The sequence below is a fragment of the Phenylobacterium sp. genome (genome assembly GCF_035475775.1).
GTDB lineage: Bacteria > Pseudomonadota > Alphaproteobacteria > Caulobacterales > Caulobacteraceae > Phenylobacterium.
In genome coordinates this window covers 74,863-85,963 of record NZ_DATIMC010000035.1, presented here as the reverse complement: position 1 = coordinate 85,963, position 11,101 = coordinate 74,863, and the positions used below count along the sequence as shown (strand labels likewise).

The following is an 11,101-nucleotide window of genomic DNA, read 5'->3' as shown; positions in this document are numbered from 1 at the left end:
GCCACACCGCATCCCAACCCTTCCCCATCGAGCGGAAGGGCGAAAGCCAGACACCTCACGCCTCGCCCCCCTCGTTCGCCACCCAGGCCTCGGCGCACATGCGGGTCAGCTCGCGGATGCGGCCGATGTAGCTCTGGCGCTCGGCGACGGCGATGGCGCCGCGGGCGTCCATCAGGTTGAACAGGTGGCTCGCCTTCAGCACGTGGTCGTAGGCGGGCAGCACGGTCGCCTGGCCCTGCGGCGCGCGGCCGTTCAGCAACTCGGGGACGGTGCGCTCCATGTCATCGAACTGCCGCTTCAGGGTCTCGACGTCATAGAGGTGGAAGTTGGCCTGCGAATGCTGCCGCTCGTTCTCCAGGAACACCTCGCCATAGGTCATCGGCGCGGGCCCGTCCGGGTCGTTGAAGGCGAGCTCGGTGAAGTGGTCGACGCCCTGGAGGTACATGGCGAGCCGCTCCAGGCCGTAGGTGATCTCGCCCGCCACCGGGTGCACGTCGAGCCCGCCCACCTGCTGGAAGTAGGTGTACTGGCTGATCTCCATGCCGTCGCACCAGACCTCCCAGCCGAGGCCCCAGGCGCCTACCGTGGGATTTTCCCAGTCGTCTTCGACGAAGCGGATGTCGTGCAGCCGGGCGTCCAGCCCGATCGCCGCCAGCGAGCCCAGGTAGAGCTCCTGCTGGTCGGGCGGGTTGGGCTTCAGGATCACCTGGTACTGGTAATAGTGCTGCAGCCGGTTGGGGTTCTCGCCATAGCGGCCGTCGGCCGGCCGGCGCGAGGGCTGCACATAGGCGGCCCGCCACGGCTTCGGCCCGAGCGCCCGCAGCACGGTCGCCGGATGCAAGGTGCCCGCCCCCACCTCCACGTCGTGCGGCTGCAGGATCACGCAGCCCTGACGGCTCCAATAGTCGTGCAGCTTCAGGATCAGGCCCTGAAACGAAAGCGGCTTGTCAGGCATCGGGGCGGCCAGGCCTTCGCAGGCGCAAAAAGGTCGGCGGACCTATAGGGCCCGCCGACCTGGGCATCAAGGCGAACCGGCCCGAGGCCGACCAGCCGGATCAGTTGCCCGCGGGCTTGGTGTGCTTGCCGGCGCGCGACATCGGTCCGCCGTACTTGGCGCGGTTCTCAGGGGTGTCCGGCACCGGTCCGTTGGTCAGCGTCATGTTGGTGAAGCTGGCGTTGGAGCCGGCGCCGGTCGCCGAGGTCGCGCCCGTCGTCGTGGTGGTGGTGGTCGAGACCCCGGAGTCGCTGGTGGTCGAACCGCTGGTCGAGACCGAACCGCTCGCCGAGGGCGGCGCGCTGCCGGGGACCGGCCCGCCGGTGGTGGCGCTGGGCCCGGCCACGCCGCTTGTGGTCGGATTGGGGTTGACCGCCGCGCCGTTGCTGGAGCCGCCGCTTCCCGTCGCAGGGGCGCCGGCTCCGGTCTGGGCATAGGCGACGCCGGCGGCGAGCAGCGAGGCTGCAGCGGCGCCGGCAAGATACTTCAGGTTCATGGCTCTGGACTCCTCTAGCCGCGTCCGAAGCCCCACCCCGTTCGCCCTCTCCTACTCCTAGCGGCGCCGCTTGGTTCCCGATGGCTTCGCCGGAGTCGCCTTCTCGGGCTCGGCGGCGGGCTTTTCTTCCGTGACCGGCGCGTTCGTGGAGGCCTGGGCGGCGGCCGTCGCCGCGGCGATCGCCTCGGGCGACATAGGCTGCAGGACATGATCGACGACGTGGATGACGCCGTTGGAGGTGCGCACATCCGCCTGGACGATGTCGGCGTTGTCGGCCTTCAGCGGCTGGCCCGTGCCGTCCAGCAGGATCTGGTCGCCGGCCACCGAAGTCACCGGACCCTTGGCGTTCTTGAACTTGGAGGTGTCGACCACCGCATTGATGATCTGGTGGGTCATCAGCTTCTGCAGCTGGGTCGGGTTGTTCATCAGCTGGCTGAGCTCGCCCTGCGGCATGGACGCGAAGGCCGCATCGGTCGGCGCGAACACGGTCAGGTTCGAGTGCGTCTTCAGCACCTGGGTGAGGTTGGTGGAGTCCAGCGCCTTCAGGAAGGTCTTGAACTGACCCGAGGCGGCGAGCGTCTGGACCAGGTCGCCGCTGGGGGTCACCGGCGCGGCCGCGGCCGTCGCGGCGGCGGCCGGCGGCGTGGCGGGCGCAGCGCCGGTCCCTTGCGCCACGGCTGCGGCGGCGCCCTGCGGCTGGCTCGCGGCCGGCGCATCGGTGGTCGGGCGGCCGGTGGCCCGGGCGGCCTGGCCCTGGGTGGTGGCGTTCCGGGCGTTCGGCGCCGCGGCCGTCTGGGCGAGCGCGCTCGGCGCGAGCAGTCCGGTCATGAGAACGGCGGCGGAGGCCGCGGTCAGGGCGCGATGGATGGTCATTCGTTTCCTCTAAGAACTTGGTTTTGTGGGCTCTCGCCGGCGGGACCGGGATCGGCTTGACTACTCCGAGATCGGCGCCGAGTTCCAGCCTCACCGGTTCGTGAAGGATAACCGTGGCGAACCCTTGGCGCCTAGTTTCCGGGCGCTTCTCCGGCCCCGCGCCCAAAGTTCGGGCGCATCCCCGCTTCTTTCACCGGCTCACCGCTTCGTCCGCGCAGCGGCCACCGCCTCGCCGCTAGCTAGTGGCGGCGTCGCGGCGGGGGACCCGAGGGCGGCGGACCATCGGGAGCGAACGGATGAAACTCATCAAGGCGATCGTGAAGCCTTTCAAGCTGGACGACGTGCGCGAGGCGCTCGTGGCCGCCGGCGTCGAAGGGCTGACGGTCTCGGAGGTCAAGGGCTACGGCCGCCAGCGCGGCCAGACGGAGATCTACCGGGGCGCGGAGTACCAGGTGAACTTCCTGCCCAAGGTGCAGCTGGAAGCGGTGGTCGAGGACTCCGCGGTCGGCAAGGCGGTCGAAGCGATCAGGTCCGCGGCCGCCACCGGCAAGATCGGCGACGGCAAGATCTTCGTCCTCGATGTCGAGGACGCGGTGCGGATCCGGACGGGCGAGACGGGCCAGGCGGCGCTGTAAGCCGTCCACCAGCCAAAAGGGACAAGGGGAACCCAACGATGACGAACTCGAAGTTGCAGCGGCTGGCGACGCTCGGATCGGCGCCGCTCATCGCGGTCCTGATGGCCGGGCCTGCCTTCGCCCAGGCCGCGGCGGCGGCGCCTGCGCCCAAGATCGACAGCGGCGACACCGCCTGGATGCTCACCTCCTCGGTGCTGGTGCTGATGATGACCATCCCCGGGCTGGCGCTGTTCTATGCCGGCATGGTGCGCAAGAAGAACATCCTTGCCACGCTGGCCCAGAGCTTCGGCGCCACGGCGCTGATCACCGTGCTCTGGATGGTGATCGGCTATTCCATCGCCTTCACCGACGGCGGCGCGAACAACGCGCTCATCGGCGGGGTGAAGTACCTGCTGCTGGGCCCGATGGGGCTGACCGCCACGAGCCCGCTCGCCGCGACCATCCCGGAGAGCGTCTACATGTTCTTCCAGATGACCTTCGCGATCATCACGCCGGCGCTGATCGCCGGCGCGCTCGCCGACCGGATGAAGTTCTCGGCGTTCCTGGCGTTCATGGGCGCCTGGCTGATCCTGGTCTACTGCCCGATCGCCCACTGGGTGTGGGGCGGCGGCTGGCTCGGCAAGGCCGGCGCGCTGGACTTCGCCGGCGGCACGGTGGTGCACCTGAACGCCGGCACCGCCGGCCTGGTGGCGGCCCTGATGCTCGGCAAGCGCAAGGGCTTCGGAACCGAGAACATGGCCCCGCACAACCTCGCCTACTCGGTGATCGGCGCCTCGCTCCTGTGGGTCGGCTGGTTCGGCTTCAACGCCGGCTCGGCGGTGACCTCGGGCGCCCAGGCCGGCATGGCCGCCGCCGCCACCCAGATCGCCACCGCCGGCGCCTCGCTCGCCTGGATGGTCGCCGAGTGGATCGTCGCCAGGAAGCCTTCGGTGCTCGGCATGATCTCCGGCGCGGTGGCGGGCCTCGTCGCCATCACCCCGGCCTCAGGCTTCGTGAATCCCGGCGACGCCTTGCTCATCGGCATCGCGGCAGGCGTGGTCTGCTACCTCTCCGCCGTCCATGTGAAGCACATCTTCAAGTACGACGATGCGCTGGACGCCTGGGGCGTGCACGGCGTCGGCGGCGCGCTGGGCGCGCTGCTGACCGGCGTCTTCGCCTCGAGCGCCATCAACTCGGCCTCCAAGGGCTGGCTGCACGACGGCAACCTCGGCCAGATGGTCCTGCAGCTGGAGGACATCGGCGCGACCTTCGCCTATTGCGCGGTGGTGACCTTCGCGATCCTGCTGGTCATCAAGCTGACCATCGGGCTGCGGGTCTCCGAGGAGGTGGAAGTCGAGGGCCTCGACCTCAACCTCCACGGCGAGGTCGTCCAGGCCTAGTTCAAGGCGTACCGGAGAGTTGGGAGCGGAGGGCCTTCGGGTCCTCCGCTTTCATTATTCTCGCACGGGCGCGGAGGGCTGACAGGCGGCCCGCCATGTGGTATATGCCGCATGTATATCCCATGGAAGGCGCGCGATGACGCGAACGACATTGTTCCGCTCCAACCGCAGTCAGGCGGTGAGGATCCCCAAGGACGTCGCCTTTCCGGAGACGGTCCGCTCCGTCCTCGTCCTGCGCGACGGGAACAAGCGCCTGATCGTTCCCGCCGAGACGGCCTGGGACGACTTCTTCGCCGCGCCCGGCATTGACCTGCCGGATCGCGAGCAGCCCTCGCCCGAGCGGCGCGCCGCCTTCTGATGCTGCGGTATATGCTCGATACGAACCTGTGCATCCGCGTCCTCAGGGACCGTCCAGCAGGGCTGCGTCCTCGCTTCAACCAGGAGGCGGAGGGCCTGTGCATCTCGACCATCGTCCTCACTGAGCTGCTTCACGGCGCAGCACGATCGGCTCGGCCGCAGGAGAACCGCCGAGAGGTTGAAGGCTTCGCCTCCCGCCTCGACGTGCTGCCGTTCGACGCCTCGGCGGCTGATCATGCCGCCGAGATCAGGGCCAGCCTGGAGCGATCCGGAGCGCCCATCGGCGCCTACGACGTGCTGATCGCGGGTCATGCTCGCAGCCGCGGCCTCGTCGTGGTCACTGGAAACCTGAGGGAATTCGAACGCGTGGACGGGCTCAGGTACGAAGACTGGCTCACGCCGTCCTGACGACGCCGCTTCAATAGTCCTCCACCAGCTCCAGCATGTCGCTGGCGTGGTCGAGCGGCTCGGGCTCGAGTTCGCAGGGCTCGCGGCTCTCGGCCAGCACCGAGACCATCTCGGAGCCGCGCGCCAGCGTCTTGTGCACCGGGCAGCGCTCGGCGATCTCCAAAAGCCGCCGCCTCTGTTCCGGGCTGAGCTCGCCCTCCAGCACGATCTCGCGGGCGAAGCGGTCCTTCACCTCCAGGCCGCCGCTGCGGTGGGCGACGCGCACCAGCGTGGATTTCAGCGGCCAGGCCTTGCGGTCGGCGTAGAGCCGCAGCGTCATCGCCGTGCAGGCGCCGAGCGCCGCGCCCAGCAGATCGTAAGGCGTCGCGCCCGAGCCCAGCCCGCCGGCCGCGGCGGGCTCGTCGGCGAGAAAACGCCCGGCCGCCGTGCGGACCTCGACCTGGAAGGTCCCTCGCCCGGTCTCCCGGACTTCGACGCCCTCGATCGGCGGAGCGGGTTCAGCGCGCGGCATCGGCTCGTCTCCTTGGCTTCTAATCTCCGTCCGCCCACGGGCCGCCGAGGCGGCAGCGGCGGACCCACCAGCGGGGTTCCAGCGCCACGACGCGCTGGGCCAGGCTATCGGCCTCGATGTCGCTGGCGCACAGCGCGAACGAGGTCGCGCCCGAGCCCGAGACACGGGCCAGCAGGCATTCGGGCTCGCCGGCCAGCGTCTCCAGCGCCGCGCCGATCTCCGGCGCAACGGAGATGGCCGCGCCCTGCAGGTCGTTGCGCTGGCCAGCCAGCCAGCCGGCGAGCTCGACGGCGCTTTCGAAGCTTTCCGGCGCCGGCGGCGGCGCCACCTCGCCAAAGCGGCCGATCTCATCGAACCTGCGGTAGACCTGGGCGGTGGGCGCCGGCGCGCCGGGATTGACCAGCACCGCGTCGAGGACCGGCAGGCCCGGCGCGGGCGACAGCCGTTCGCCACGGCCCTGCGCGATGGTCGGCCGCGCCCACAGGCAGGCGGGCCCGTCGCTCCCCAGCGAGGCGGCGACCGCTTCCAGCCGCGCGTCGGAGATGTCCAGCTCCAGGGCCTGGCGGATCAGCCTGAGGGCCGCCCCGGCGTCCGACGAGCCGCCGCCCAGGCCGGCCGCCACCGGCAGGCGCTTGTCGAGCGACAGCCCGAACGGCTGGATGGGCCGCCGCGCCTCGGCGATCAGGGCGCGCGCGGCGCGCAGCGCCAGGTTCTCCCCTTCGGCGGGCAGATCGCGGGCGAAGCGGCCGTGCGCCATCAGCCCGAGCGCCTCCGCTTCGTGGATCAGCAGGCGGTCGCCGAAGTCGGCGAAGGCGATCAGGCTGCAGAGCGGGTGATAGCCGTCCGCGCCGGGCGCGCCGACGTGCAGGAAGAGGTTGACCTTGGCGGGGGCGAGCGCCGCGCCCGCCATGATGCTATTCCCCGGCGACCTTGCGCGGCGGCCCGTCGGGGCCCGCGCCCGAGGCGATCTTGGTCTCGGCGTCGGCCTTGATCTTGGCGTCCGGTTGCAGGGTCAGCACGCGGCGCCACTGGAACAGGGCCTCGTCCTTGCGGCCCACCTTCCAGTACGCGTCTCCCAGGTGGTTGTTGATCTCCGGATCGCCGGCCTCCAGCTCGACCGCCTGCTCCAGCTTCTCGACCGCCTGCTTGTAGTCGCCCAGCCGGTAGTAGGCCCAGCCCAGGCTGTCGACCATCGCCCCGGAGCGCGGGTCGGCGGCGACCGCCTTCTCGACCATGGCCATGGCATCCTTGAGGTGCTCGCCGCGGTCGATCCAGGAATAGCCAAGGTAGTTGAGCAGCTCCGGCTCGTCCGGCGCCAGCTTCAGCGCCGCCTTCAGGTCGGCCTCCGCCTCGGGCCAGCGGCCGAGACGCTCGTAGGAGACGCCCCGCGCATAGAGCAGCCGCCAGTCGGGGCTCTTGTCGTCGCCGATCAGCCCGCTCAGCACCTGGGCCGCCTCGGCGTACCGCTCGTCGGCGCGCAGCAGATCGGCGAGCGTCATCTTGGCCTCGTCGGCGCCGGTGGCGGCGCCGGCGCGCGCGAGCTTCAGCGCCGTCTCCTTGTCGCCGGCGTTCTGGTAGGTCCAGGCGAGCTTGGCCTGGGCGGCGCCATATTCCTCCGAATCGGGCTTGATCTTGGCGTAAGCGTCGCGCGCCGCGGCGTCGTCGCCCGCGCCGGCGAGCACGTCGCCGACCATCACCCACGCCTCGTCGCGCTTCGGGTCGAGCCGCAGGGCCAGGCGCAGGTAGGCGAGCCCGAACTGGTTCTGCTTGGCCGCGACCATCTCGGACGCAGGCCCGAGGATCGCCTGGGCGGCTCCGACCTTGATGGCTGGGGCCGGCGGCGCGCCCCTGCGCGCCTGCGCGCGCGCCCTTGCGGCGATCAGCGAGGTCTCGCCGGGAGTCCGCTCGAGCGCCTCGTCATAGACGTGGACGGCGTCGGCGCGCCGCCCGCGCCGCTCCAGGAAGCCGCCGTAGGTGAGGCTGGCGAGCGTCGTGCGCACGGGCCCCTCGGTCAGCGCCTTGAAGTCGGTCTCCGCCTCGTCGTAGCGCCGCGCGCGTTCGTAGAGCAGAGCCTGGCCGAGCTGGCCGAAATAGTCGACCACGCGGTCGCCGCGCACCTGCGGCCGCACGAGCGAGCCCTCCTGGTCGCCGGCTTCCGCCGCCGCCCACGGCGCGAGCAGGGCCGCCACGGCGCGATGCGGGAACTGGATGGCGTCGCCTGCGAGCTGGGCCTCGGCCTCCTTGCCCTTGTCGTCGGCGATCGCCTTGACCGCGAGCACCAGCTTGCCGAGCCGCTTGGCGGCTTCCGAGGCGTCGTCGCCGGCGGGCGCGAGGGCGGCGGCCTTGTCGATGTCGCCCGCCAGGATCGCGGCGGTGAAGGCGCGCTCCTCGACCGTGGCGTTGTCGTCGGAGCCGAGCCGGGCCAGATCGAAGAACTGCGCCGCCTCGCTGCTGCGCCCGGCGTTCATCGCCGCCTCGCCCGCCAGGAACAGGCCATAGGGCGAGGCCGCCGGTGGCGGCTCGGCCTGAGCGACCGGCGCGCCCTTGCCGCCGATCGCGGCGCAGCCGCCGAGGATCACGAGCGGGGCGGCGGCGAGGAGCAGGCTCAGGCGCATGATCGGACCTTCTGCGGTTCCAGCCCTCACGGCAAGCGCGGCCGAACCGCGCGCCGGCTGAGGCCTACATATTGGGGTAGTTCGGCCCGTCCCCGCCCTGCGGCGTCGTCCAATCGATGTTCTGCGACGGATCCTTGATGTCGCAGGTCTTGCAGTGGACGCAGTTCTGGAAGTTGATCTGGAACCGCGGGTTCTTGCCGTCGTCGTCGTAGAGCACCTCGTAGACCCCGGCCGGGCAGTAGAGCCGGGCGGGCTCGCCGTACTCGGGCAGGTTCACCTCGATGGGGATGGCGGGATCCTTCAGCTTCAGGTGCGCCGGCTGGTTCTCGTCGTGGTTGGTGTTCGACAGGAACACCGAGGAGAGCTTGTCGAACGACAGCACCCCGTCCGGCTTCGGATAGACGATCGGCTGATAGTCCTTGGCGTGGCCGGTGGCTTCGGCGTCGGTCTTGCCATGCTTCAGGGTCCCGAACGGCGAGAAGCCGCCGAGCAGGCTCGCCACGTGCAGGTCGGCCACGGCGATCGCGCCGCCCGGCATGGTGCCGAGCTTCGACCACAGCGGCTTGAAGTTGCGCACCGTGTGCAGCTCCTTGCGGATCCAGGAGCGCTCGAACGCCTGCTTGTATTCGGTGAGCTCGTCGCCGGCCCGGCCGGCCCTGATCGCCGCCGCCGCCGCTTCGGCCGCCAGCATGCCGCTCTTCATGGCGTTGTGGCTGCCCTTGATGCGCGGCACGTTGAGCAGGCCTGCGGAATCCCCCAGCAGCACCCCGCCCGGGAAGTACATCTGCGGGATCGACTGGAAGCCGCCTTCGCTGATGGCGCGGGCGCCGTAGGCGATGCGCTTGCCCCCGGCCAGGTGGGGCGCGACATCGGGATGGTGCTTGAAGCGCTGGAACTCGTCGAACGGCGAGAGCCACGGGTTCTTGTAGTTCAGGTGCACCACGAAGCCGATCGCCACGTAGTGGTCGCCGAAATGGTACATGAAGCTGCCGCCGCCGGTCTGGTTGTCCAGCGGCCAGCCCAGGGTGTGGACCACCAGCCCCGGGCGGAACACCTCATCGGGAACCTGCCACAGTTCCTTCAGGCCGATGCCGTACTTCTCGGGCTCGCGCCCCGCGCTCAGGCCGTACTTGGCCTTCAGCACCTTGGCGAGCGAGCCGCGCACGCCTTCGCCGATGAACACGTACTTGCCGCGCAGCTCCATGCCGGGCTCGTAGTTGGGCCCGGGCGTCCCGTCCTTGTTGCGCCCGAACTCGCCGACCACGACGCCGGCCAGCCGCTCACCCTCGAACACCGGCTGCGAGGCCGCCATGCCCGGATAGATCTCGACGCCGAGCGCCTCGGCCTGACCCGCCAGCCAGCGGCAGAGGTTGCCGAGCGAGGCGATGTAGTTGCCGTGGTTCTGCATCATCGCCGGCATCGCCCACATGGGCGCGGCGAGGCTGCCCTGCGCCCCGAGCAGCAGGAACCGGTCCTCGGTCACCGCCGTCTCCAGCGGCGCGCCCCGCTCCTTCCAGTCCGGGAAGAGCTCGTCGATGGCGATCGGATCGATCACCGCCCCGGAGAGGATGTGGGCGCCCACCTCGGCGCCTTTCTCGATCACCGCGACGGTGATCTCGGGATCGATCTGCTTCAGGCGGATCGCCGCGGCCAGGCCCGAGGGTCCCGCGCCGACGACGACGACGTCGTACTCCATCGACTCGCGTTGGACGCCTTCGCTCATGGCCCCTCTCGTGCGGCTCGCCGGGGCGGCGCAACGCGGCGGCCCCATCGGTTGGCGCGACTTATCGGGACCTCACCCGGCGGCGGTCAAGCAAAACCCCCGCCGAGCGGGGGCTGGGCGGGGGTTCGACGCGGTCCGGCTGGGGGAATGCGGGCCGCGTGGGCCCGGGCGCGCAGGACCGGAGAGACGGCGCGCCCGGTGGGGTCTAGATGATGTCGCCCGGCGCAATGTCGGAGAGCGACTTGCCCACCAGCACCACGGCCGCATCGGCCTCGTTGGTGTTGTCCTCGTCGGCGAAGACGATGACGTCGGCGCCGAGCTGCACCGCCACGAAGTCCACCGTCCCGGCGCCGATCTGCGCCTGGGCGGCGGCCAGCGCGTCGGCGAAGGTGGTCGCCGTCGCGGTCGAGAAATTGGCCGCCGTGACGGTCATCAGCCCGTCGTCGTCGAACGCCAGCTTGTCGGCGCCGGTGGTGAAGTCGCTGATGTGCGTCAGGCCGTCGGCCGAGGTGGCGTGTTCGTTCCCGTGGATCAGGAACATGTCGTTGCCCTGGCCGCCGGTCAGCATGTCGACGCCCTTGCAGCCGTCGAGGGTGTCGTCGCCCGCGCCGCCGTCGAGGGTGTCGTTGCCGGCTTCGCCGCGCAGGAAGTCGTTGCCGTCTCCGCCGGTCAGGACGTCGTCGCCCTTGCCGCCGCGCAGGAAGTCATCGCCGGCGCCGCCATCGATGGAGTCGGCGCCGTCGCCGCCGCGCAGCTGGTCGTTCCCGGCCAGGCCGGTGATGCTGTCGCCGGCGTCGTTGCCGCGCAGGACGTCGTCGCCGGCCGTGCCGGTGAGCGTCATGGCGAGCGCGTTGTTGTCGCCGCCATCGCCGCCGGGGCCGCCGCCGCCCTGGCCGCCGTCCGCGCCGTCGTCGCCCGAGTCAGGATTGGGGCCGTCGTCGTCCGCGGTCGTGACAGGCGTCGTCGAGGTGAGCGAGAAATTGCGATCGTCGTCAAAGTCGACGTCTTCCATCGAGCTGAGGCCTTGCATGGGGTTGTCTCCGTTGAGGTGAGCCGCAGGCGGTCGGGCCGTCGCCGGGCCCGACCGATCGCGAGACTGCTGTGACGTGT

At 70.7% G+C, this 11,101-nt stretch carries 12 protein-coding genes; 4 read left to right on the top strand and 8 right to left on the bottom strand.

What is annotated here, in order from left to right:
• Positions 1-55: 55 nt before the first annotated feature.
• The 3 genes from VLI41_RS04600 to VLI41_RS04590 all read right to left on the bottom strand — a co-directional run bounded on the left by VLI41_RS04600 (position 56) and on the right by VLI41_RS04590 (position 2,363).
• Positions 56-955: a glycine--tRNA ligase subunit alpha gene (locus tag VLI41_RS04600; protein WP_325266877.1), complete on the bottom strand. Its 900-nt coding sequence runs from the start codon at positions 953-955 to the stop codon at positions 56-58.
• A 100-nt stretch (positions 956-1,055) separates the two neighbouring features.
• Entirely contained in the window at positions 1,056-1,490 is a 435-nt protein-coding gene (locus VLI41_RS04595; protein ID WP_325266876.1) for a hypothetical protein, read from the bottom strand.
• A 57-nt stretch (positions 1,491-1,547) separates the two neighbouring features.
• Entirely contained in the window at positions 1,548-2,363 is an 816-nt protein-coding gene (locus VLI41_RS04590; RefSeq protein WP_325266875.1) for a fasciclin domain-containing protein, read from the bottom strand.
• A gap of 296 nt (positions 2,364-2,659) precedes the next feature.
• On the opposite strand from VLI41_RS04590, the gene VLI41_RS04585 reads away from it, so the two are divergent.
• The 4 genes from VLI41_RS04585 to vapC all read left to right on the top strand — a co-directional run bounded on the left by VLI41_RS04585 (position 2,660) and on the right by vapC (position 5,142).
• Positions 2,660-2,998 (top strand): P-II family nitrogen regulator, encoded by a 339-nt coding sequence (locus VLI41_RS04585; protein WP_325266874.1) that lies wholly within the window; start codon positions 2,660-2,662, stop codon positions 2,996-2,998.
• A gap of 38 nt (positions 2,999-3,036) precedes the next feature.
• A complete protein-coding gene (locus tag VLI41_RS04580; protein ID WP_325266873.1) occupies positions 3,037-4,377 on the top strand; it encodes an ammonium transporter in 1,341 nt (446 codons plus the stop codon).
• A 136-nt stretch (positions 4,378-4,513) separates the two neighbouring features.
• A complete protein-coding gene (gene vapB / locus VLI41_RS04575) occupies positions 4,514-4,735 on the top strand; it encodes a type II toxin-antitoxin system VapB family antitoxin (protein WP_325266872.1) in 222 nt (73 codons plus the stop codon).
• Positions 4,736-4,746: 11 nt separating this feature from the next.
• Positions 4,747-5,142 (top strand): type II toxin-antitoxin system tRNA(fMet)-specific endonuclease VapC, encoded by a 396-nt coding sequence (vapC, locus tag VLI41_RS04570; RefSeq protein WP_325266871.1) that lies wholly within the window; start codon positions 4,747-4,749, stop codon positions 5,140-5,142.
• 10 nt (positions 5,143-5,152) lie between these two features.
• Here vapC and VLI41_RS04565 read toward each other — a convergent pair whose 3' ends face one another.
• The 5 genes from VLI41_RS04565 to VLI41_RS04545 form a co-directional block, all read right to left on the bottom strand.
• Complete coding sequence (locus VLI41_RS04565) at positions 5,153-5,653, bottom strand: OsmC family protein (protein ID WP_325266870.1); 501 nt, start codon at positions 5,651-5,653, stop codon at positions 5,153-5,155.
• Between the two features lie 19 nt (positions 5,654-5,672).
• Entirely contained in the window at positions 5,673-6,563 is an 891-nt protein-coding gene (locus VLI41_RS04560) for a 4-(cytidine 5'-diphospho)-2-C-methyl-D-erythritol kinase (protein ID WP_325266869.1), read from the bottom strand.
• 4 nt (positions 6,564-6,567) lie between these two features.
• The gene (locus tag VLI41_RS04555) at positions 6,568-8,268 is read right to left on the bottom strand and encodes a tetratricopeptide repeat protein (RefSeq protein ID WP_325266868.1); all 1,701 of its coding nucleotides are present in this window, start codon (positions 8,266-8,268) and stop codon (positions 6,568-6,570) included.
• Positions 8,269-8,332: 64 nt separating this feature from the next.
• On the bottom strand, positions 8,333-9,991 hold the full coding sequence (locus VLI41_RS04550) for an electron transfer flavoprotein-ubiquinone oxidoreductase (RefSeq protein WP_325266867.1): 1,659 nt from the start codon (positions 9,989-9,991) through the stop codon (positions 8,333-8,335).
• Between the two features lie 205 nt (positions 9,992-10,196).
• The gene (locus VLI41_RS04545) at positions 10,197-11,021 is read right to left on the bottom strand and encodes a calcium-binding protein (protein WP_325266866.1); all 825 of its coding nucleotides are present in this window, start codon (positions 11,019-11,021) and stop codon (positions 10,197-10,199) included.
• Positions 11,022-11,101: the final 80 nt, after the last annotated feature.